This is a genomic window from Paenibacillus sp. alder61 (assembly GCF_020179875.1).
GTDB classification, from domain to species: Bacteria; Bacillota; Bacilli; order Paenibacillales; family Paenibacillaceae; genus Fontibacillus; species Fontibacillus faecis.
In genome coordinates this window covers 49,325-71,925 of the sequence record NZ_JAIUDG010000012.1, presented here as the reverse complement: position 1 = coordinate 71,925, position 22,601 = coordinate 49,325, and the positions used below count along the sequence as shown (strand labels likewise).

General features: G+C 53.5%; 20 protein-coding genes. All 20 read left to right on the top strand.

The window, feature by feature from the left end; translation table 11 throughout:
• Positions 1 to 8: 8 nt before the first annotated feature.
• The 20 genes from LBW89_RS14150 (at position 9) to LBW89_RS14055 (ending at position 22,489) form a co-directional block, all read left to right on the top strand.
• A complete protein-coding gene (locus LBW89_RS14150) occupies positions 9 to 1,046 on the top strand; it encodes an aspartate-semialdehyde dehydrogenase (protein WP_225039393.1) in 1,038 nt (345 codons plus the stop codon).
• A gap of 49 nt (positions 1,047 to 1,095) precedes the next feature.
• Positions 1,096 to 2,316, top strand: a complete 1,221-nt coding sequence (dapG, locus tag LBW89_RS14145; RefSeq protein WP_225039392.1) for an aspartate kinase — start codon at positions 1,096 to 1,098, stop codon at positions 2,314 to 2,316.
• Between the two features lie 46 nt (positions 2,317 to 2,362).
• The gene (dapA, locus tag LBW89_RS14140; RefSeq protein WP_225039391.1) at positions 2,363 to 3,226 is read left to right on the top strand and encodes a 4-hydroxy-tetrahydrodipicolinate synthase; all 864 of its coding nucleotides are present in this window, start codon (positions 2,363 to 2,365) and stop codon (positions 3,224 to 3,226) included.
• A gap of 265 nt (positions 3,227 to 3,491) precedes the next feature.
• Entirely contained in the window at positions 3,492 to 5,171 is a 1,680-nt protein-coding gene (locus LBW89_RS14135; protein ID WP_148449784.1) for a ribonuclease J, read from the top strand.
• Between the two features lie 268 nt (positions 5,172 to 5,439).
• The gene (locus LBW89_RS14130; RefSeq protein WP_225039390.1) at positions 5,440 to 6,207 is read left to right on the top strand and encodes a ClpP family protease; all 768 of its coding nucleotides are present in this window, start codon (positions 5,440 to 5,442) and stop codon (positions 6,205 to 6,207) included.
• Positions 6,204 to 6,428, top strand: a complete 225-nt coding sequence (locus tag LBW89_RS14125) for a YlzJ-like family protein (protein ID WP_225039389.1) — start codon at positions 6,204 to 6,206, stop codon at positions 6,426 to 6,428. The genes LBW89_RS14130 and LBW89_RS14125 overlap by 4 nt, the downstream gene beginning before the upstream one ends.
• Before the next feature lie 69 nt (positions 6,429 to 6,497).
• Entirely contained in the window at positions 6,498 to 9,179 is a 2,682-nt protein-coding gene (locus LBW89_RS14120) for an FtsK/SpoIIIE family DNA translocase (RefSeq protein WP_225039388.1), read from the top strand.
• Positions 9,180 to 9,387: 208 nt separating this feature from the next.
• Entirely contained in the window at positions 9,388 to 10,263 is an 876-nt protein-coding gene (sleB, locus tag LBW89_RS14115; RefSeq protein WP_225039387.1) for a spore cortex-lytic enzyme, read from the top strand.
• Positions 10,264 to 10,386: 123 nt separating this feature from the next.
• Positions 10,387 to 11,667, top strand: a complete 1,281-nt coding sequence (gene yfmF / locus LBW89_RS14110; RefSeq protein WP_148449779.1) for an EF-P 5-aminopentanol modification-associated protein YfmF — start codon at positions 10,387 to 10,389, stop codon at positions 11,665 to 11,667.
• A gap of 3 nt (positions 11,668 to 11,670) precedes the next feature.
• Positions 11,671 to 12,951: an EF-P 5-aminopentanol modification-associated protein YfmH gene (yfmH, locus tag LBW89_RS14105; protein WP_225039386.1), complete on the top strand. Its 1,281-nt coding sequence runs from the start codon at positions 11,671 to 11,673 to the stop codon at positions 12,949 to 12,951.
• A 1-nt stretch (position 12,952) separates the two neighbouring features.
• On the top strand, positions 12,953 to 13,720 hold the full coding sequence (ymfI, locus tag LBW89_RS14100; protein WP_225039385.1) for an elongation factor P 5-aminopentanone reductase: 768 nt from the start codon (positions 12,953 to 12,955) through the stop codon (positions 13,718 to 13,720).
• A gap of 96 nt (positions 13,721 to 13,816) precedes the next feature.
• Positions 13,817 to 14,071, top strand: coding sequence for a DUF3243 domain-containing protein (locus LBW89_RS14095; protein ID WP_148449776.1), 255 nt, complete (start codon positions 13,817 to 13,819; stop codon positions 14,069 to 14,071).
• Positions 14,072 to 14,281: 210 nt separating this feature from the next.
• Positions 14,282 to 15,049, top strand: a complete 768-nt coding sequence (locus LBW89_RS14090) for a DUF3388 domain-containing protein (RefSeq protein ID WP_148449775.1) — start codon at positions 14,282 to 14,284, stop codon at positions 15,047 to 15,049.
• A 61-nt stretch (positions 15,050 to 15,110) separates the two neighbouring features.
• Entirely contained in the window at positions 15,111 to 16,142 is a 1,032-nt protein-coding gene (locus LBW89_RS14085) for a helix-turn-helix domain-containing protein (protein WP_213504786.1), read from the top strand.
• A 153-nt stretch (positions 16,143 to 16,295) separates the two neighbouring features.
• Entirely contained in the window at positions 16,296 to 16,787 is a 492-nt protein-coding gene (locus LBW89_RS14080; RefSeq protein ID WP_148449773.1) for a YajQ family cyclic di-GMP-binding protein, read from the top strand.
• Positions 16,788 to 16,940: 153 nt separating this feature from the next.
• Positions 16,941 to 18,269, top strand: coding sequence for a 30S ribosomal protein S12 methylthiotransferase RimO (gene rimO, locus LBW89_RS14075; protein WP_225039384.1), 1,329 nt, complete (start codon positions 16,941 to 16,943; stop codon positions 18,267 to 18,269).
• Entirely contained in the window at positions 18,266 to 18,853 is a 588-nt protein-coding gene (gene pgsA, locus LBW89_RS14070) for a CDP-diacylglycerol--glycerol-3-phosphate 3-phosphatidyltransferase (RefSeq protein ID WP_148449771.1), read from the top strand. The genes rimO and pgsA overlap by 4 nt, the downstream gene beginning before the upstream one ends.
• A 34-nt stretch (positions 18,854 to 18,887) precedes the next feature.
• Positions 18,888 to 20,153, top strand: coding sequence for a competence/damage-inducible protein A (locus tag LBW89_RS14065; RefSeq protein WP_148449770.1), 1,266 nt, complete (start codon positions 18,888 to 18,890; stop codon positions 20,151 to 20,153).
• Positions 20,154 to 20,473: 320 nt separating this feature from the next.
• Positions 20,474 to 21,532: a recombinase RecA gene (gene recA, locus LBW89_RS14060; RefSeq protein WP_148449769.1), complete on the top strand. Its 1,059-nt coding sequence runs from the start codon at positions 20,474 to 20,476 to the stop codon at positions 21,530 to 21,532.
• 102 nt (positions 21,533 to 21,634) lie between these two features.
• Complete coding sequence (locus LBW89_RS14055) at positions 21,635 to 22,489, top strand: regulatory protein RecX (protein ID WP_225039383.1); 855 nt, start codon at positions 21,635 to 21,637, stop codon at positions 22,487 to 22,489.
• Positions 22,490 to 22,601: the final 112 nt, after the last annotated feature.

Below are 22,601 nucleotides of genomic sequence, written 5' to 3'. Positions count from 1 at the left end.
CGTGCCAGATGAGCAGAAGGAAGTTTAATGTCGCCGTTGTCGGAGCAACGGGAGCTGTGGGGGAACAAATCATCGGATTATTGGAGAAAAGGGACTTTCCGGTCGAAAAGCTGAAGCTGTTGTCTTCAGCCCGTTCCGCAGGTACCGTTCTTCGTTTTAAGGGACAGGAAATTACCGTTGAAGAAGCTGGCCCGGATAGCTTTGCAGGCATCGACATCGCCTTGTTCAGCGCGGGCGGCGACGTCAGCAAGGCACTCGCTCCTCATGCCGTTCGCCACGGTGCGGTTGTGATTGACAATACCAACGCATTCCGCATGGCGGAAACGGCTCCGCTTGTCGTGCCGGAAGTAAACGAGCATATGATCGGTCAACATCAAGGGATTATCGCCAATCCGAATTGTTCGACCATTCAAATGGTGACGGCTCTTAAACCGTTACACGACCGTTACGGCGTTTCTCGGATTATCGTTTCGACATACCAAGCGGTATCCGGTGCGGGCGCCAAAGCGATCGACGAAATGCTGCGTCAGAGCAAGGAAGTGCTGGAGGGGAACGAAGTCAAGCCGGATATTCTGCCGGTTTCATCGCTGCCGGTGAAGCATCAAATCGCTTTTAACGCCGTACCTCAAATCGATAAATTCCAGGACAACGGTTATACGCTGGAAGAAATGAAGATGGTTCGCGAAACCAAAAAAATCTTTGGCGACGATTCCATCCAAGTTACCGCTACTTGCGTACGTATTCCGGTCGTTTACGGCCATTCGGAGTCGGTGTACGTCGAGTTGAAGAACGAATACGACCTTGAGGAAGTACGCAGTCTCCTTTCCGATGCACCGGGCGTTACCTTGGTCGACGACCCGGCTTCGCAAAGCTACCCGCTCGCAACGGAAGCGGCCGGCAAACCGGATGTTTTCGTCGGGCGGCTGCGCCGGGACCTGGACCATCCTCGCGGACTGAATTTGTGGATCGTTTCGGATAACCTGCTTAAAGGAGCTGCCTGGAATGCGGTGCAAATCGCCGAGATTGTAGCGGCGGGCAAGGAATAATTCATAATTTGGGCTTTCGGCTTGTTTTACTTAAATTGGAGGAATATCCATGCGCATTTTAGTGCAGAAATTCGGTGGCACTTCTCTCTCGTCGACGGAAGCGAGAGAGAAGGTCATCTCACATATCCGCCGGGAACTGGATAACGGTTACCGGCTTGTCGTTGTGGTTTCCGCGATGGGCCGGAAGGGAGACCCGTATGCGACGGACACATTGCTTGATTTGATCGCTTCCGGCGGCGGCTCGCTCCCGTCTCGGGAACAAGATTTGCTGCTTTCTTGCGGGGAGATCATCTCCGCGTCCATGCTATGCAGCCTGCTCCGAAAAGTGTCGGTCAGTTCCGTCGTTCTGACCGGGGCCCAGGCCGGGTTTCGAACGGACAGCCAATACGGAAACGCCAGAATTCTGGACATCGTGCCGACGCGCGTGCTGGAGGAACTGGAGCGCTATGACGTCGTTATCGTTACGGGCTTCCAGGGACAGAACCAGGTCGGCGATTTTACCACGCTGGGACGCGGTGGCAGCGATACCTCGGCGACAGCGCTGGGTGCGGCGCTGCATGCAGAGATGGTCGATATTTATACCGATGTGGACGGTATCCTGACCGCCGATCCTAGAATTGTCGAAGACGCCAAGCCGCTGGAGTACGTCAGCTATGCGGAGATTTGCAATATGGCCCACCAAGGCGCCAAGGTCATACACCCCCGGGCGGTGGAGATTGCGATGCAGTCCGGTATTCCGGTCCGGGTGCGGTCTACCTTTTCCCAGAGCGAAGGAACGCTGGTGGCGAATCCCGAAGGCTTTAAGGATGTGCAGATCGGTATCGTCGATCGTTATGTCACCGGGATCGCCTATGTGGCCAATGTGACGCAAATCAAGGTTGAATCTTCCGGCAAGGTTGCGGATAACCTGCAACTGAAGGTATTTAAAGCGATGGCGGAGAATGCAATCAGCGTTGATTTTATTAATGTGACCCCTTCGGGCGCAGTTTATACCGTATTCGACAGCGATGCGGTTAAAGCGCGTTCGGTTCTGGAGGGTTTAGGGTATGAGCCCGAGATTTTAAGCGGGTGCGCCAAAGTGTCCGTCATCGGCGGAGGGATCAACGGAGTGCCTGGGATTATGGCGAGAATTGTCGAAGCGTTGACGGAGCAGAATATTCAAATTCTTCAGTCCGCCGATTCCAATACCACGATCTGGGTGCTGGTCAACAAAGAGGATATGGTGCAAGCTCTCCGCGCCTTACATGCCAAATTTGAGCTGGGCAAGTAGTCGGAGTAATGCTAATGAATGCAGATGAGCCAAAGGAGGAGACGGCGTGGATTTCGGAAGATTGATTACGGCGATGGTGACCCCCTTCGACAGCGAGGAACGAATCGATTGGGAGCAAACCGGACGCTTAATGGATTATTTGATCGAAGAACAGAAGTCAGACAGTCTGGTGATTTGCGGGACGACAGGAGAATCTCCGACTTTGACCGACGAGGAAAAATTGGAGATGTTCGAATTTGCCGTCAAGCATGCGGCGGGACGCTGCAAAATCATCGCAGGGACGGGAAGCAACCATACCGCTCATTCCATCCACTTGTCTGTGGAAGCTGAAAAGCTGGGGGTTGACGCTCTGCTGATCGTAGCCCCTTACTATAACAAGCCGAACCAGGAAGGTTTGTATCGGCATTTTGCAAGTATCGCCAACGCGACCAAGCTTCCGGTTATGCTGTACAATGTACCGAGCCGGACGGTCGTCAGCCTCAGCAAAGAAACGACCCTGCGGTTGGCACAAATCCCGAACGTGGTGGCCACCAAGGAATGCGCCTCGCTGGAACAAGTGGCGGGAATCGCCGCCGAAGCTCCGGCCGGTTTCAAGGTGTATTCCGGAGACGATTCGGCGGCCCTTCCGGCCATGGCGGTCGGCGCTTATGGCGTCGTCAGCGTGGCAAGCCATATCGTGGGGCCGGCGATGAAGGAGATGCTGGATTTGTTCCTCGCCGGACGCGTCGATGCCGCGGCAAGGCTTCACCAGAAGCTTTTGCCGGTGTTTAAAGGCTTATTCGAGTGCCCTAATCCGGTAGCGGTAAAATATGCCTTGAACGAGTTGGGGCAGCATGTTGGACCCGTCCGTTTGCCCCTGGTGCCGCCGAGTGAAGAAGAGGCCGAAAGCATCAGACAACTGCTGCGATAAACCAATAATTTGCTGCATTTCCAAAAACCGATGCCCCATAAGAGGCATCGGTTTTTTCGCTGTAGAGCAAGGTAACGATATAAGGCGGTAGGCGGCTCACTTGTTTTTTGCCATTTTAATCATGTATAATGATTTCAAGTGACTGGGTGCGGTGAATTTTATTTGGAAGATATAAATGGATGAGAAGCACTGATCGGTGCGTTTTCCTTTACAAATTTACAACAAAAATTACGACGTCCAAAACATTTAGGAGGGTTAGATTCACTTGTCCAAAAAAATGAATAATGATAAACTGATGATCTTTGCCCTGGGCGGCGTCGCAGAAATCGGGAAGAACATGTATGTGGTTCAGTATGCCAACGACATCGTGGTCATCGATGCGGGACTTAAATTTCCGGAAGAGGACATGCTGGGCATCGACATCGTGATTCCCGATATCACTTACTTGACGGAAAACCGCGACAAAGTAAGGGGCATCGTGTTGACGCATGGTCACGAGGACCATATCGGGGGCTTACCTTATGTGCTCAAGAATCTGAACGTTCCGGTTTACGGAACCAAACTGACCTTGGGCTTGGTGGAGAACAAACTGAAGGAAGCGGGACTGCTCGGAGAAACCAAACGGATTTTAATCCACGCGGATTCCGAAATCCAGTTGGGTTCCACGATGAAAGCGACCTTCTTCCGCACGAACCACAGCATTCCGGACTCCGTTGGCGTGTGTATTGAAACGCCGGAAGGCAACGTCGTTCATACCGGTGACTTTAAATTCGATCATACACCAGTCAATGATCAATTTGCGGACTTGCACCGGATGGGCGAAATCGGGAAGAAAGGCGTGCTTGCTCTTCTTTCGGACAGCACCAATGCCGAGAAACCCGGATTCACGCCGTCGGAGAAAAATGTCGGGCTTGTGCTTGACGATATTTTCCGTAAAGCGGAACAGCGCGTTGTGGTCGCCACGTTCGCCTCGAACGTGCACCGGATCCAGCAGGTGATCGATGCGGCGTTCTCGACGGGCCGCAAAGTAACCATCATCGGCCGAAGCATGGTCAATGTCGTGACGATCGCTTCCGAGCTGGGCTATTTGAACGTACCGGACGGAATTATTATCGAGCCGGAAGAAGTCAACAAAATGGCCGCGGACCGGGTAGTTATTCTGTGTACGGGCAGTCAGGGCGAACCGATGTCCGCCTTGACGAGAATGGCGCGTTCCACGCATCGGAAAGTGGATATTTTGCCGGGAGATACCGTGATTATTGCGGCAACGCCAGTGCCGGGGAACGAGAAATACGTAGGCCGCACGATCGATGAATTGTTCCGCCTCGGTGCGGAAGTCATATACAGCGGTTCCAACTCCGGCGTCCATGTATCCGGTCACGGCAGTCAGGAAGAACTGAAGCTGATGCTGAACCTGATGCGTCCGAAGTACTTCATTCCGATTCACGGCGAGTACCGGATGCTGCGCAAGCACGCGTTGCTGGGCCAATCGGTCGGCGTGGAAGCGGACAATATTTTCCTCGTGGATATCGGGGATATCGTAGAAATTCAAGGTGGAGTTGCCCGCAAAGCGGGGAAAGTTCCCGCCGGGAACGTCCTGATCGACGGACTCGGGGTCGGGGATGTCGGGAATATCGTACTCCGCGACCGGAAGTTGCTGTCCCAGGACGGGATTTTGGTCGTGGTCGTCACCTTGAGCAAGCAGGACGGAAGTATCGTTTCCGGACCGGATATCATTTCGCGCGGTTTCGTATACGTTCGGGAGTCCGAGGGACTGCTGGATGAGGCGAACCGAATCGTATCCAGTACCTTGGAGAAATTGATGAGCGAAAATGTGAATGAATGGGCTTCGCTCAAAACCAGTGTGAAGGATTCGCTGGGCCGATTCCTTTACGAACAGACGCGCCGCAGACCGATGATCCTTCCGATTATTATGGAAGTGTGACGGGCGGCCGTTAAAGACCAGCCATACAATTGAATAATTGGGCACACAGTCGCCCTTTCTCCTGCCGGTAATATTGGACGGTTCCTTGCGGGAGAAGGGGCTTTTTTGCGTTTTCGCCAGGAAATCGGTGGCCCGAAAGAATAGAGGCGGACCGATAGTCGGCATACTAGCACATGACAGGCAGGGGAAGCAATCTCAGGGACAAGCGCCACCATAGATGTTAAAAGTCAATACCGCCCAGGCGGGTGAAAGGAAGCGTGATGAATTCATGAATAAACAGATCGGCAAAGGTTCCTCGGGGGACCAGGAGAATGAAATCCCGCCGGTTCAGCCCGATGGAGAGAAAAGACCGCCGGCCGTAACCGACATGATCCAGCAACTCGGTCAAACGGCCGTCCCTACTCAGGGGGAGTCCAATGTGTATTGCTTGACGATCATCGGACAGATCGAGGGTCATCTCGTCCTCCCCCCGCAAAATAAAACGACCAAATACGAGCATTTGATCCCTCAATTGGTGGCCGCGGAACAAAATCCGCGGATCGAAGGGCTGCTGATCATTCTTAATACCGTCGGAGGCGATGTGGAAGCCGGCTTGGCGATTGCGGAGATGATCGCGTCCCTCTCCAAACCGACGGTTACGGTTGTCATCGGCGGCGGCCATAGCATCGGCGTACCGATCGCGGTCGCTTCGGACTTTTCTTTTATCGCCGAGAGCGCGACGATGACGATTCATCCGATCCGGATGACCGGTCTGGTGATCGGGGTTCCGCAAACCTTCGAATATATCGAGAAGATGCAGGAGCGCGTCGTCCGGTTTGTGACCGCCCACTCGCGAATCCCGGAAGAAACCTTTAAAGAATTGATGTTTAAAACCGGTGAACTCAATCGGGATATCGGTACGGCCGTCGGTGGGAATGACGCCGTCAAATACGGGTTGATCGATGACATCGGCGGGATTGGAGAAGGGCTGAGCAAGTTGAACGCTCTGATTGAATCGCGCAGAGCCGCGATGACGACGGGAGGGATGACGCAATGACCCATTATACGATCCTGCCGGAGGAGGCTTATTGGGAACAGCCCGAGGTCGCCGATATGTACAGCGAGATCGAGATTGGCGGCGTGTTGATGCAGGTGCGGATGGAACCGGGCAACCGGGCGACGATCGTAAGGCTTCTGCGCTGCGGACTGGATGATTATTTGAATCCCGCTTACGCCCCAGGTCAGCAAGTTGTGTTTTTGCCGCTGCTGCTGAAGTAAAAAAGAGAACATCTGTATGGTACCCTCCAGCGAATATGGTATAATATTCAACTGGGGGGTGTTCCTGTTTTGGCACGCAAACGGAAGAAGAAAAAGGCAGCAATCGGCAGTATGCTCAAATACGAAATCTATGGGATCATCCTGATCACCTTATCCGTCATCGCCTTGTCCGGGGAGGCGGCCGTCGGACGCACCTTGTCCAAAATGTCGGCACTGCTCCTCGGCAAGTTTTATTTTGTAATTCCTTTAATCGGTATCTACGTCGGATTGGCGGTGATGATCGGACGAAAATGGCCGAATCGGTGGTCCACGCGAAAAACCGGTCTTCTGCTTGCCGCCTTGGCGTTCGTCCTTATGAGCACCATCTCGGCGATGAGCCAGAAACTGGCGTCGGTCGTTCCGATGACGTTCGGCAATATATTGGGCCAGATCCACCGGGATCTGCAGGGGTCCCTGTTTCATCCGTCCGCGGGAGATTCGGGGTTTAGCCTTCTATCGCTAAATATCAGCGGAGGTTACATAGGCGGGCTGGAATTCGCGCTGCTCTATTCCTTATTCGGTCTGGCCGGAGCCAAATTGATCATGATCGTGATGCTGGCGATCAGCTTTATGTTGGTGACCGGGCTGTCCTATGTGGATCTGGGCCGGATGCTCCGGGGCAAGATGGGGGGCTTGGGTGAACTGCTGGGCAAGAAGATCCGGATGCTCCGTCCGGTACCCGTGCCAAGCCAGGGAAAACGAGTCGCAAAACCGAGGATTCGCGAGGAGGAAGAAGAGGAGGAATTGGAGGCGGACATGCCTCCGGCTTCACCGATTTCCTCGGATTCTCCTCGAAAAAGACCGGTATTTTTTCAACTGTTCGGATATAAAGGGCAAAACTCAACCGTAACGGCGGACGAGGCCGTTTCCGGAGAGACGGAGGACCTCTCCGCCGCACCGATATCGGGCGTTCACGGTGGAGTAAATTGGAATGAGGTCGAATATGAGGGGAACGGAGGATCGGCCGGCCATCCGGAGAATGTTCGCGGTTACGATGAAGATGGGGGCCCGGGTTCTTTCGCCGACACCGGTCCGATCATCCGCGATTTCTTCGAACACATCCAGCGGGAGGGGCACTCCGCGGAGGAAGAAGCGGAGTGGGACGAGGCCCGGCCGATGGAAGGCGGTCCGACAGCCGGGGATGCCGATCCTCCGGCAGCGGAAGAAGAAGCCGGAGGACAGCCCGATAACCGCTTGGAGACGCCGCTTCGGGAAGGAGGCTCTCCGGAGGCGGGAGGGCCTGAAGAGGCGGCCGAAATGCCGCCGGCCCCGCCCAAACCGGCACCTAAGCCGTACAAGCTGCCGCCGTTCCGGCTGCTGTCCAAGCCGGCCGGCGGGGGCAAATCCGGCGATCAGGCGGATTATATGCAAACGGCGAGAAAGCTGGAGGCCACGCTGGAGAGCTTCGGCGTAAGGGCCCGCGTGCTGGAAGTCGTACGCGGCCCGGCGGTGACGAGGTACGAAATACAACCCGATATCGGCGTCAAGGTGAGCCGGATTGTCAATTTGACCGACGATATCGCGCTCGCGCTGGCTGCCAAGGATATCCGGATGGAAGCCCCGATCCCGGGGAAATCGGCCATCGGGATCGAGGTGCCGAATAATGAAGTATCCCTGGTGACGATGCGGGAGGTTATGGAGACGCCTACGTTCGTGGAAGCCGAGTCCAAGTTGTCCATCGCTTTCGGACGGGACATTTCCGGACAGACGATCGTCGGCAATCTGGCCAAAATGCCCCATTTGCTCGTCGCCGGCGCTACCGGCTCCGGGAAATCCGTTTGTATTAACGGAATCATCACGAGCATTCTGTACAAGGCCAAGCCGGACGAAGTGAAATTTATGATGGTCGATCCGAAAATGGTCGAATTGAACGTCTATAACGGCATTCCTCACCTGCTGACCCCGGTGGTCACGGATCCCAAACGCGCATCGCTCGCCTTGAAGAAAATTGTAGTCGAGATGGAGAAACGCTACGAGCTGTTCTCCAAATCGGGCTCCCGCAATATCGAGGGGTATAACTTGATGATGAAGGACAATCCGGACGCAGTGTTGCCTTATATTGTCGTCATCGTGGACGAGCTCGCCGATTTGATGATGGTTGCCGCCAACGACGTGGAGGACGCGATCGCCCGGCTGGCCCAAATGGCCCGGGCTGCGGGGATCCATTTGATCATTGCGACGCAGCGCCCGTCCGTGGATGTCATCACGGGGGTCATCAAAGCGAACATCCCTTCGCGGATCGCTTTTGGCGTATCCTCGCAGGTCGACTCGCGCACGATTCTTGATATGGCCGGGGCCGAGAAGCTGCTGGGCCGCGGCGATATGCTGTTCATGCCGATGGGCGCCTCGAAACCGGTTCGCGTTCAAGGGGCATTCATGAGCGATCAGGAGGTTGAAGCGATCGTCAATTATGTTCGCGAGCAGGGGCAAGCGGAATATGACGAAAGCCTGGTGCCTGAGGTCGAAGAGGAGTCGGCGGATCATGAGGAAGTTCTGGACGAGCTGTATGACCAGGCCGTACAGATTGTGCTCGAAGCCAAACAGGCTTCGGTATCGCTGCTGCAGCGGCGCATGCGCGTCGGATATACCCGCGCCGCGCGCCTGATCGATTCCATGGAGGCAAGAGGAGTCGTCGGCCCTTACGAAGGCAGTAAGCCGCGTGAAGTGCTGATGACGATCGAGCAATTTAAACAAGGGAAGATTCCGTCCTAGTTTAGTCCGAAGTTAACGGTTTTTCATGGATTGAAAGCTTCCGCCGGTAAATGGCGGGAGCTTTTTTGTGTATTGCATCGCTTTAAGCCCGGCAGAGTGATTTTTGCGCCGAAGCCTTTTGGTTGGGGTGCATAGGAAGAGCCTGGTCTTGTCATAATAAGGTCAGCCAACTATGTTAATTCCACAAAAGAAAGGTAGAGCTAAACATATGAAGAACATGAAAATATGGTTTGCCGCCGGTTTAGTGCTGCTTTTGTTCGGGATCGTTTACGGGGTCAGTCAATTCGGGCGATCGAACGAGGATGTAAGCACCCATGACGAGAAGCCAAAGCATGCCGTACCGGTTTTCAGCGATCAGGTGATCGATTACGGAGCGTTTGGCAAGGACGTTTACGAGCTTCAAGGACGGCTCGGTTTTCTCGGTTTTTACCACGGGAAGCTTGACAGCTACTTTGGGCCGAAAACAAGAGATGCGCTGAAATGGTTTCAGTCGGAGTTTGGCATGGAGGTAGACGGATTAGCCGGACCGAAGACCAAGCTGAAGCTGTATAACGCCACCAAGGATTGGAAGCCGGGCATGGAATATGCGACCGGGCAAAAAGGCGAACAGCAGGAGAGCGGCGCTCAGGGTCAGACCGCGGAAGGCGGAACGGCCGGGGCCGGCAATAATCAGGGGCAAACGGAGGGTGGCGACAGCGATAATCTGACGCCGGCCAGTGCGATGGGATTGTCCGAAAACGATCTGAAAATTATGGCCAACGCGGTTTACGGGGAATCCCGCGGGGAACCTTTTGAAGGACAGGTTGCGGTCGCGGCCGTGATTTTGAACCGGGTAAAATCGCCGAGTTTTCCCAATACGGCATCCGGCGTTATTTTTCAGCCGGGCGCGTTTACGGCGGTGGCCGACGGTCAAATTTGGCTGGAGCCCAACGAAACCGCGCGAAAGGCGGTTCAGCAGGCTTTGAATGGCTGGGATCCGTCCGGTGGATGTCTGTATTATTTCAACCCCGAGACAGCGACTTCAAAGTGGATCTGGACACGTCCGCAAGTAAAAACGATCGGGAAACATATCTTCTGTATGTAATTCAGAAATGGAAGGAAGCAGCCGCATGACGCCAGGTTGCTTCTTTCCTTTGGATTGGTATAGAATGGAACTGAATTTCTCTTTGAATCGTGCACCACAGTCTTTCGTAAAGGAGTTTTGGTCTTGAACAAGACGATATTTGAACGCGGCAGCGCGGGCCATATTCGGATTCATGTTTTGCCAACCAACCGCTTCAAGACGTTTGCCGTTTCCCTCTATGCGGGAATTCCGCTGGATAGCGAGACGGTCACAACGACGGCACTGACCCCATTCGTACTGAGAAGGGGGACGGTTTCTTATCCGGAAACGATTCAGTTCCGGGAGCAGTTGGAGTTAATGTACGGCGCCGGTTTCGGGTTTGATGTATATAAACGCGGCAATTATCAGATCGTTCAAATCCGGATGGATACGATTAATGATTCTTTTGTACAAAGCCAGGAGTCGCTGCTTGCCAAAACTTTCGCGTTTCTGGGAGAGGTCGTGACCAAGCCTGTTATGGAAAATAACGGTTTTCGCGCCGCCTATGTCACCACGGAACGGGAAAATGTCCGCAAGAAGCTGGAGAGCATCATTAACGATAAAATCCGCTACGCGGCGGAACGCTGTATAGAAGTCATGTTCGAGGGAGATCCATACCGGCTTCACCCGCTTGGGCAGCGCGCCGATTTGGATAACATTACGCCTGAAACGCTGTATGAAGCTTATCGGAATTGGCTGCGCCAGGCCAGTCTGGATCTTTATGTGGTCGGTGACACCACGCTTGCCGAGGTGCAGGAATTGGTGGAGAAGATGTTCGACCTGAACCGTTCGGATACGCCGAACTACGCTCCCGCGGAGAAGAATACGCAGCCTAAAGAAGTGCGTACGGTGAAAGAACGTCTGGACGTCAATCAAGGCAAGCTGAACCTCGGGCTTCGCACATCGATTACCTACAGGGATGACCAATATGCGTCCGCGCTTCTTTACAGCGGGATATTGGGCAGTTATCCGCATTCCAAGCTGTTCATGAACGTGCGCGAAAAAGAAAGCCTCGCTTATTACGCAGCTTCCCGTTACGACGGCCACAAAGGGCTGATGACGATCCAATCGGGCATCGAGATTGCCAATTATGAGAAGGCGCTCCGCATCATCCGGGAGCAATTGGACAGTATGCGTGCCGGCGATATCAGCGAATTGGAAATGACGCAGACCAAGGCGATGATTCGTAACAGCCTGCAAGAGATGCAGGATTCGGCGTTTGAGATGATCGCTTATGATTTCAACCGGGTTCTCTCCGGCAAAGAACGTCCGGTCGAGGATCTGCTCGCCCAGGTAGAGAAGGTCACCGCGGCGGATGTCGTTCAAGCGGCCGAGACGTTCCAGCTGGACACGATTTACTTTCTGACAGGGCCAAAGGAGGAATGACCGGTGGAAGCAATCCGCTACGACGCATTACAGGAAACCCTATACCGAGAAACGATGGATAATGGACTGCAGGTTTATGTTTTACCGAAACCGGGATTTCAGAAAACCTATGCCACTTTCTCCACGAAATACGGCTCCATCGACAACCGATTTCAGGTGGAGGGCCAGGAAGAAATATCGGTGCCGGACGGCATCGCCCATTTTCTCGAGCATAAGATGTTTGAGGAGCCCGAAGGCGACATTTTTGCCAAATTCGCTTCCCAGGGAGCTTCGGCGAACGCGTTCACGAGCTTTGATCAGACGGTCTATCTGTTTTCGGCCACCGAGAATATTTCCGATAACCTTGAAACTCTGATCAATTTTGTGCAGCATCCCTATTTTACGGATCAGAATGTGGAGAAAGAAAAAGGGATCATCGGGCAGGAAATCGGCATGTACCGCGACAATCCGGATTGGAGAGTATATTTTGGCTTGATCGAAGCGATGTACAAGGTTCATCCGGTTCATATCGATATTGCGGGGACGGTCGAGTCCATCGGGACGATTACGAAAGAGACGCTTTATACTTGCTATAATGCATTTTATCACCCCAGCAATATGCTGCTGTTCGTGGTCGGAGGGGTGGATCCGGAGGAAGTGTTCCGACTCGTGCGGGAAAACCAGGCCAAAAAGGATTACCCGCCGCAAGGGACGATCGAAAGAAAGTTTGATCCGGAGCCGAGCGGCGTAAACGAAGCCCGCAGAGAATGCAAACTTCCGGTTTCGCTACCGAAATGCCTGTTCGGGTTCAAGGAAACCAAGCTTGGGTTTAGCGGGGCGGAGCTGCTCCGTAGGGATCTGACCACCAAGCTGGCGCTAGATTTGCTGCTGGGGCCGAGTACGAAGTTGTATCAAAAGCTGTATGATATGGATTTGATCTCCGACAGCTTTTCACATGAATACAACAGCAATCCGAACTACGCGTTTTCCGCGATCGGCGGAGATACGAAGGATCCGGATAAGCTGCTGCAGGTCATTACCGAGGAGATCAAGAACGTGACCGCTTCCGGTTTCCGGGCGGAAGATTTCGAACGGGCCCGCAAGAAAAAAATCGGCGGCTACTTAAGAATGCTGAATTCACCGGAGAACATCGCCCACGAGTTCACGCGTTACCGTTTCCGGGGCGGTGATCTTTTCGACGTACTGCCGGTTTATGAATCGCTCTCCTTGGATGAGGTGAACGCGCGGCTGCGTGAGCACATCGATTGGAACCAGCTTGCCGTTTCGCTGGTGGTGAGTCCTTAACATGGCTTGGGAGCAGGGGATCGAGAAGAACATCGGAGATTTGACCGTGCTTATTACGGGGGCAAGCCGGGGAATCGGCGCGGAAATTGCGTTGCGCTTTGCCTCCGTCGGGATGAATGTGGTGATTCATTACATGAACTCGCACGAAGCCGCCAATGAAGTCGCCCGCAAATGTTTGGAACTTGGCGCGAGAGCCTACACGGTATCCGCGGATTTGAGAAGCAAGGAGCAGATTCTCCGGATGAAGGAAAAACTGGAGAGTCACGGATTCCGGCCCGACATCCTGGTCAATAACGCGGGCATCTCCCACTACGGCATGCTGGCTGATGTGGAGGAAGCCCAGTGGGACGACGTCATGAGCGTGAACCTGAAAAGCGTGTTCTTATGCAGTCAGGCCTTTATGCCTTATATGGTAGCGCAGCGGTTCGGTCGAATTATCAACGTCTCATCGATCTGGGGAATCTCCGGCGGTTCCTGTGAGGTCGTATATTCCGCGGCCAAAGGCGGCGTCAACGCGTTTACGAAAGCGTTGGCCAAAGAACTGGCTCCCTCGGGGGTAACGGTGAACGCCGTAGCGCCCGGAGCCGTTAAAACGGAGATGATGGCCCGCTTCGATGCGGAAGAAATGAGGCAGCTCGAGGAGGAAATTCCCGCGGGAAGACTAGCGTCTCCCGGGGAGATCGCCTCCTTGGTTTATTTTCTTGCGCTGCCTGAATCCGGCTATATAACGGGACAGATTATCAGCCCGAACGGCGGATGGGTGACCTGATGTTTTTCCCTTGGCGGCGACATGAATAAAGATCGGTGATAAGTGACATATTACGACTGTTGATTTTAAATCGCCAACCGAAGGAGGATTTAAAAAATGTCAACAGTACTCAAAAATTTTGATACTTGGAAAAAGTTCCTCGGGGACCGCGTCAAACACGCGGAAAACGCAGGGATGAGCGAGGAAGCGATCACGAACCTCGCCTATGAAATCGGCGGATTTCTTGACGACAAGGTCGATCCTCAAAACGAATCCAACCGCGCCCTAAAGGAAATTTGGGACGTGGGGGATGAAGAGGAACGGAAAACCATCGCTCGTCTGATGGTGAAATTGGCGAAGAGAAACGCATAGTTAGGCTTTGAAAAGCTCCCTACCCGGGAGCTTTTCTCCCATTTCCCCCCTCGGCTTGCCTTTCATTTCTATTTTATATATCATAAAACACGTATTGATGATTTCGTTTTTGACCGCCTTGAAAGAAAGTTGAAAAACGAATACGTTGAAAAAGCAGGAATATAGACCTATTTTGTCGAATGACGGTAAAGAGATTAATGAGGTGGGAGTATGGAGCCGAAACAATGGTATTTAGAATATAAGATACATAATAACCGCCCTGGGCTGCTCGGGGATATCGCCTCCATGCTGGGGATGCTGGAGGTTAATATTTTGACCATCAACGGAGTTGAGGGAGAGACCCGCGGCCTTCTTCTGGAGAGCGATGACGATGCCAAGATCGCTTTGATCGACCAGATGCTGCGCAAAGCGGACAGCATTACGGTAACCGCCCTGCGGAGCCCGCGCCTCGTCGACCTATTGGCGGTCCGTCACGGCCGGTATATCGTCAGGGACTCCGATGATCATAAAACGTTCCGTTTTACAAGGGATGAGCTTGGGTTGCTTGTCGATTTTTTGGGTGAATTATTTAAGAGGGAAGGACATCAGGTTATCGGCCTTCGCGGCATGCCGCGAGTCGGCAAAACGGAATCCATTATCGCCGGAAGCGTCTGCGCGATGAAGCGATGGACCTTCGTATCTTCGACCCTGCTGCGACAAACCGTGCGGAGCCAGCTTTCCGAGGAGGAAATGAATCCGCACAACGTATTTATTATCGATGGTATTATCAGCACGCTGCGTTCGAACGAAAAGCATTATCAGCTTCTCCAGGAATTGATGGGAAGCCCTTCTACGATCGTGATCGAACACCCCGACGTGTTCGTGAAAGAAACGGAATACAGTTATGACGATTTTGACATAATTATTGAATTACGTAACAATCCTGACGAGCAAATCGTTTATGATACGTTTACTACAATTTATTCCGACGATCTATAAGCGGCCTCAAGGCCGTTCAATATAGTTATATTACATGTACTACTTACAGGAGGTGATGGTTGTGTCGGATTTGGGCCAGCAATTAAAGGAAGCCCGCCTAGCCAGAGGTTTGTCTCTGGACGACGTTCAGGAAATGACTAAAATTCGCAAAAGGTACTTGGAAGCCATCGAATCGGGGGATTACAAGGTGCTTCCGGGGAGTTTTTATGTTCGCGCATTTATCAAAACCTATGCCGAAACGGTCGGGGTCGACGCGGATGAACTGCTGACGGAACACAAGCAGCAGGTGCCGGACGTAGATCCGGAACCGACGATGGAACCGGTGCTGCAGAAGCGGAGAAGCTCCCGGGTCGCGGAGCGCAATTCCAAGTGGTTGTCGACGACATTAATGTGGTCGTTCGCCGTACTGATCCTGGTCGTTATTTACATGTATTTTGCCGTGTGGGGTAAAAACACCGACCAAGCGAAAGGGGATCAGCCGGATCCGACTCCCGTAACCGATGTTCGCCAGGAGGGAAGTACGAATAACGCCGGAAAAGCGGCTGGCCAGAACGGAACGGACGGCACGGCCGCCGGTGACAATCCCGGGGGAACCGCCACGCCGCCGAATGCCGGCAGCGACGGCGTGAACACGGACGGCGGCACGAATGCAGGCAATGAAGGTACCGGAACGGGCGGGGAGACCGGCCAGCAGGGCGTGGTGGTTACACCTGACGGAAAGGAAGGGAGCACGACCAAATTTTTGGTTCAGGCTTCGGGAAGCGAGCCGGTAAAGGTGGTTATTACGGCGTCTGGAAAGAGCTGGGTTGAAGTCCGCAAGGGGGATCGCCGCGGGGAAAAGCTGTACTATGAAAATACGTCCGAGGGCGATGTTCTGACGTATGATCTCGGTCCGGAGGGCCTCTATGTTAAGTCGGGCGCGTCCTCGAACACGGTCATTACGGTGGGCGGTCAGGTCGTGACGGACGGGAAATCCACCACCAAGATTCAGCTTAATCTCGGGACTGCCGACTCGGGCTCGACGAGCGGGGATCAAGGCACCGCGGGAAACGGAGAGGCCGACGGCGCCGGCGATCAAGGCGGGGAAGGTTAGCACAGCGAAGAAACCTTAGAAATAACCTTAGGGGCGTCTCTGCCGAAAACGGCATGGGCGCCTCTTCTTTTTTCAACCGGGAAGCGACTCGACTTTGGGAAAAAGTTTACATATAATTAAGAAATATAAGATGATGGGAAAGGATTGTGGATTATGGCTTCCGAAAGCTCATTCGATATTGTTTCCAAGATGGACATGCAGGAATTAACGAACGCGATTGACCAGACGGAACGGGAAATCGCCAACCGGTTCGATTTTAAGGGGACCAAGAGCGAATTGAAAGTCGAAAAGGACGTATTGGTGATTGTCTCGGACGACGAGTATAAGCTGGGTGCGCTCATTGACATTTTGCAATCGAAAATGATCAAGCGCGGTCTGCCGATCAAAAACCTGGATTACGGAAAAGTGGAGCCCGCTTCCTTGGGAACCGTGCGTCAACGGATTAATTTGAAACAGGGGATCGATCAGGAGAACGCCAAGAAGATCAACGTGCTGATTCGCGATTCGAAGCTTAAAGTCAAAAGCCAGATTCAAGGCGATCAAATCCGGGTGACCGGGAAGAGCCGGGATGATCTGCAGCAAATTATCCAACTGCTCAAGAAAGCCGATCTGACCGTCGATCTGCAGTTTACTAATTTTAAATAGCTGCGCTCAAAGTCTCTCGCCGCAACCTCCGGGTGCAGCGCGGGACTTTTTCATCATTTTGACAGGGCTAATGCTTAAATATTATACTTAATTAGGTTTTAATCAACGGAAATTAACGGCAGTATGGCGCTATAGCAATGGGGGATCGAACTCATGACGGAAAAAGTGAAAATCGTTACACTGGGCTGTGAGAAGAATCTCGTTGACTCGGAGATCATGTCGGGGTTGATCGATGCGCGGGGATATCGTTTGGTGGAACAGCCGGAGGACGCCACGGTGATCATCGTCAATACCTGCGGTTTTATCGATGCCGCCAAAGAAGAATCCGTGAATACGATTCTGGACCTTGCGGAATTAAAGGAGACGGCGAAGCTGAAAGCGCTGATCGTATCCGGCTGTCTGACACAGCGTTACAAGCAGGCGTTGATGGAGGAAATGCCGGAAATCGACGGGATCGTCGGAACGGGAGATTTTTATAATATCAATCAAATCGTGGACGAAGCTCTGAAAGGAAAAAAGCCGATTCAAGTCGGAAATCCTGTGTTTAATTATGAGGAGAGCTTGCCGCGGAAGCTGTCCACGGCACGGCATACGACCTATGTCAAAATAGCCGAGGGTTGCGATAACAACTGCACGTTTTGCAGCATACCCATGATGCGCGGGAAATTCCGCAGCCGGTCCATGGAATCGATATTGGCCGAAGTGCAGCAACTCGCCGAGCAGGGCGTGAAGGAAGTCAGCCTGATTGCCCAGGATTCCACCAATTACGGAACGGATCTTTACGGGGAATACAAATTGGCGGAGTTGATGAACCGGGTGAGTGAAGTGCCGGGAATCGAGTGGGTTCGGTTGCATTATGCTTATCCCGGTTTTTTTACGGACGAGCTGATCGAGACGATCGCCTCCAATCCGAAAATTTGCAAGTATGTGGATATGCCGCTGCAGCATAGTGAAGATACCGTATTGAAGCGGATGCGCCGGCCAGGCCGGAATCGCGATATCCGGGAGTTGATCGCCAAAATCAGAGACAGAATTCCGGGGGTATCGCTTCGTACTTCTCTGATTGTCGGATTCCCCGGGGAGACCGAAGAGGAGTTCGATGCCTTGTGCGATTTCGTCCGCGAGATTAAATTTGACAGATTGGGCGTATTTACATACTCCAAGGAGGAGGACACTCCCGCTTCGCGTTTGCCGGGCCAGATTGACGAGGAAGTCAAAGAATGGCGGGCCAATACGCTGATGGAAATTCAACGCGAGGTCGCGAACGAAAACAGCGGAAAATACGTCGGCAAGGTTCTCGATGTGTTGGTGGAACGTTATGACGGACGTAGCGACGTCTTTGTGGGACGCTCCCAATACGACGCTCCGGAAATCGACGGGGAGGTCTACGTAACCAATTATTCCTCCGGTATCGGGGAAATCACCAAAGTGCGCATTACGCACGCTTATGAATATGATCTGTCAGGGGAGGCTGTCTCGTGAATCTGCCGAATCGGATTACACTGGCCCGGATTTTTATGATCCCGCTGATGCTGTTGTTTTTGCTTCTCGATGTTGAGTGGTTGGCTTATGAGCTAAAGATCGGGTCTTTCTCGCTTCCGCTGAATCAACTGATCGGGGCGATTCTGTTCATCGTGGCCGCCAGCACCGACGGCATCGACGGGTATATCGCCCGCAAACACAACTTAGTGACGAATCTGGGGAAGCTGCTGGATCCGCTGGCGGACAAACTGCTCGTTGCGGCCGTGCTCATCTCTCTGGTGGCGATGGGCAAGTGCGACGCCTGGATTGCCGTGGTCATCATCAGCCGGGAGTTTGCGGTGACGGGCCTTCGCGAGGTTGCGCTGCTTGAAGGTTCGGTAATCGCCGCCAGCAATTGGGGAAAAGCGAAGACGATTACGCAAATCGTCGCCATTTCGGCGCTGTTGCTGAACAATTTTCCCTTCGAATGGATTCATTTCCCGTTTGACGAGGTCGCCATCTGGCTCGCGGCGCTCATTACGATTTACTCGGGTATCGATTATTTTGTGAAGAACAAAAATGTGCTCAATTTTTCCAAGATGTAAACGGACAGCTACCCTCCCGAAGGAGATATGACGAATGAAAGCAGAAATCATCGCAGTCGGGACCGAGCTCCTGCTCGGTCAAATCGTAAATACGAACGCGCAGTATTTGTCCCGGGAGTTGGCCGCTCTCGGGATAGACGTATATTATCAGACCGTGGTCGGCGATAATTTGAACCGGCTTTCCCAAGCGATCCGTACCGCGCTGGAACGGGCGGACCTGCTGATTTTAACCGGCGGGCTCGGCCCGACCCAGGACGACCTGACGAAGGATGCGGTCGCCGCGGTATTGGGCAGATCGCTGCATATCGACCGGATGGCGATGGACCATGTGGACCGGTTTTTTGAGGGACGGGGCATCCCGATGACGGAGAACAACCGGCGTCAGGCGCTTGTCGTCGACGGGGGAACACCGCTGCCGAACGAAACGGGCCTTGCCGTCGGCAATGCCATCGCGCATGAAGGGAAGTTCTACATTTTGCTGCCGGGGCCTCCGTCGGAGCTGAAGCCGATGTTCGAACGGCAGGCCAAGCCATGGCTGCTGCAGCATGTGCTGACGCAGGAGGAGCCGCTGTATTCCAAAATGCTGAAGTTCGCCGGGATTGGAGAATCCGGGCTTGAGACCAGGCTGATGGATTTGGTGGAGAATCAAACGGACCCAACGCTCGCTCCTTATGCCAAGGAGAGCGAAGTGACGGTGCGCATCTCCACCAAAGCGCGCACGGAGAGCGAGGCCATGGCGAAGCTGGATAAGCTCGAAGCTGAGATTGCCGCGCGCCTGCCCGACCACCTCTATGCGAATGAAGATGTACCGATCGAAAAAACCATCGTGGATATGATGACCGAAATGGGATTGACGGTAAGCGCGGCCGAGAGCTGCACGGGCGGGCTGCTGATGCAGTCCATCACCAGTATCCCGGGCAGCGCCACGGTATTTCTCGGCGGCATCGTCTGCTATTCCAATGCGATGAAGGAGAAGCTGCTGAACGTTCCGCACGACCTGCTTGAGGGCGAGAACGCTCCCGGCGCCGTCAGCGCGGAAACCGCCCAGGTGCTGGCGGAACAGGTGCGGATGATCGTTGACACCGATTTCGGTCTGTCGATTACAGGGGTGGCCGGACCGGGATACTCGGAGCGCAAGCCGGTAGGCCTCGTCTATATCGGTATTTCCCGCCGCGGCGGCGAAACCGAGGTTTACGAGCTTAACCTGAAGGGGAATCGCGAGACGATCCGCTTGCGTTCGGCCAAGACGGTGCTGTACCACCTTTGGAAGCGGCTAAAAGCCGAACAGGCTGCGAAGTAAGCCGGGATTTACAGTCGGGCATCCCCTTGCCATTCGCTGATCGGGGATATATAATGGACTTACGGAAGAACCGTAGCAAACTGATTAGTTTTGCTGCGGTTCTTTTTTTGTTTTCAGTCTTTAAGCGGATGATGAAAACTCCGAATGCCTTGCGATGCCGCTCGATTTAGAAAATAAAGGTTAACCATGCGGATGGAAAGGGGGTTCGAAAAAATTACGAATGTATGTTCGAAAAAACGCTTGGCAAACGTTCCAAAACAAGGTACAATTATAAATGTAAGAAGAATTCCTTTATAATTATATTTAAGGATGTGAGCTGATTGTCAGATCGTCGTGCTGCGCTGGAAATGGCGCTTCGTCAAATAGAAAAACAATTCGGTAAAGGTTCGATCATGAAGCTGGGAGAATCCACCCATATGCAGGTGGAAATCGTTCCTAGCGGATCGTTGGCATTAGATATAGCACTCGGTACGGGAGGACTTCCTCGCGGCCGGATCATCGAAGTATACGGACCGGAATCTTCCGGTAAGACGACGGTGGCGCTTCATGCGATCGCCGAAGTTCAGAAAATCGGCGGACAAGCCGCGTTTATCGATGCGGAGCATGCGCTCGATCCTTCCTACGCCAACAAGCTTGGCGTAAACATCGACGAGTTGCTGTTGTCCCAGCCGGATACGGGCGAACAAGCCCTCGAAATCGCCGAAGCTCTCGTGCGAAGCGGTGCGGTGGATATTATCGTTATTGATTCCGTAGCCGCGTTGGTTCCTAAGGCTGAAATCGAAGGCGAAATGGGGGACTCCCATGTCGGTCTTCAAGCCCGCCTCATGTCCCAGGCTCTCCGCAAATTGTCCGGTGCGATCAGCAAATCGAAGACGATTGCGATTTTCATCAACCAGTTGCGTGAGAAAGTTGGCGTTATGTTCGGGAACCCTGAGACCACACCGGGCGGCCGTGCCCTCAAGTTCTATTCGACGGTCCGTCTTGATGTACGCCGGGTGGAAACGATCAAGATGGGCAATGACATGGTAGGTAACCGTACACGGGTTAAAGTCGTCAAGAATAAAGTCGCGCCTCCTTTTAAACAGGCGGAAATCGATATTATGTATGGTGAGGGGATTTCCAAGGAAGGCAGCATTATCGATATCGGCGTAGAGCTGGATATTGTGGACAAGAGCGGCGCATGGTATTCCTATGCGGGCGAACGCTTGGGTCAAGGGCGCGAGAACGCGAAGCAATATCTTAAAGAGCACTCGGAAATCGCCGATGTGATCGAACAGAAGATTCGTGAAGCCAGCAACCTGACGACCACGGTGGCTCCTGCTTCGTCCGGTGATTTGGAAGCTGAAGCACAGGAAGAGCAGGCGCTTTTCGAAGAATAATACACGTTTGCTGATGAAGCGCCCTGGGACCGGAACCTACCGGGACAGGGCGTTTTTCTTTAATATGCAGAATTCACCTTGGATTAGGGGGCCGAACAGAAGATGCAGAGACGCTGGGGCGGAGGGGGAAACCGACATCCCCAAAGCCGGGAGAAGGAAGAAGTGGGGGAAATTGTAGACATCTCGGAGGAAGGATTTTGGGAAGAAGCCAGAGGCCGCCGTTCGGAGGGACCGACCACCGGGGGGCGTGATGGTTCCCCATCGGAAGCGGGCGGCATCGATCGTTTTCCGGAGGACACCGAGCTGACGATCACTTCCGTATTGCTGCTGAAACGTCCCAAATTCCGTTACCGGATATCGTTCGGTCCTTACGCGCTGGAAGTCCATGAGGATGTCATGATTAAATACAGGATGATCAAGGGCGCGGTTTTTACCAAAAGCGAGCTGGAAGAGATCGTCCTCGCCGATGAAAGGCAGCGCGCCTATGCGGATGCGCTTCAATATCTCGGCCGGAAGCCCCGGACGGCTTACGAAATGACCCTCCGATTAGGCGAAAAGGGATGGAACGAAGAGACCGTCGCCGGGGTCGTTGGCCGACTGACGGAAGAAGGGCTGTTGAACGATGCCGCATACGCCCAGGAATGGGCCGGACAGCGTGTCCGCAACCGCGGCAAGGGAAAGATGTGGGTCAAGCAAGAACTGCGCCAGAAAGGGATATCCAAGCCGCTGATCGAGGACGCCCTCGGCGCTGTCAGCGAAGAGGATGAATACGCGAGCGCCAAGGAACTGGCCGTCAAGAAATGGCGGACATCCACGGGCGAGACGGCCGACAGGAAGCGGAAGACCGGGGCGTTTTTGCTGCGGCGGGGGTTTTCCGGCTCTTTGGTTTCGAGGGTAGTCCGCGAGCTTGCCCAGGGTGACGGGATGTCCGAAGAAGAGGAATGGGAAGATATCTGAACGGGACGAGGAATGTGACATTCGCTTGACAATATCTTTCGCCAAATAATAAAATGAACATGAATCTATTTTTGTCGGGACCTTTTTTTCCTTCCAAAAATTCGGGGCCCGG

Bases quoted from the DNA above. Each gene is read 5' to 3' on its own strand.
- LBW89_RS14150 (WP_225039393.1), top strand. From the start codon at position 9: ATGAGCAGAAGGAAGTTTAATGTCGCCGTTGTCGGAGCAACGGGAGCT.
- dapG (WP_225039392.1), top strand. From the start codon at position 1,096: ATGCGCATTTTAGTGCAGAAATTCGGTGGCACTTCTCTCTCGTCGACG.
- LBW89_RS14130 (WP_225039390.1), top strand. From the start codon at position 5,440: ATGAATAAACAGATCGGCAAAGGTTCCTCGGGGGACCAGGAGAATGAA.
- LBW89_RS14125 (WP_225039389.1), top strand. From the start codon at position 6,204: ATGACCCATTATACGATCCTGCCGGAGGAGGCTTATTGGGAACAGCCC.
- sleB (WP_225039387.1), top strand. From the start codon at position 9,388: ATGAAGAACATGAAAATATGGTTTGCCGCCGGTTTAGTGCTGCTTTTG.
- ymfI (WP_225039385.1), top strand. From the start codon at position 12,953: ATGGCTTGGGAGCAGGGGATCGAGAAGAACATCGGAGATTTGACCGTG.
- LBW89_RS14095 (WP_148449776.1), top strand. From the start codon at position 13,817: ATGTCAACAGTACTCAAAAATTTTGATACTTGGAAAAAGTTCCTCGGG.
- LBW89_RS14090 (WP_148449775.1), top strand. From the start codon at position 14,282: ATGGAGCCGAAACAATGGTATTTAGAATATAAGATACATAATAACCGC.
- LBW89_RS14080 (WP_148449773.1), top strand. From the start codon at position 16,296: ATGGCTTCCGAAAGCTCATTCGATATTGTTTCCAAGATGGACATGCAG.
- rimO (WP_225039384.1), top strand. From the start codon at position 16,941: ATGACGGAAAAAGTGAAAATCGTTACACTGGGCTGTGAGAAGAATCTC.
- LBW89_RS14065 (WP_148449770.1), top strand. From the start codon at position 18,888: ATGAAAGCAGAAATCATCGCAGTCGGGACCGAGCTCCTGCTCGGTCAA.
- LBW89_RS14055 (WP_225039383.1), top strand. From the start codon at position 21,635: ATGCAGAGACGCTGGGGCGGAGGGGGAAACCGACATCCCCAAAGCCGG.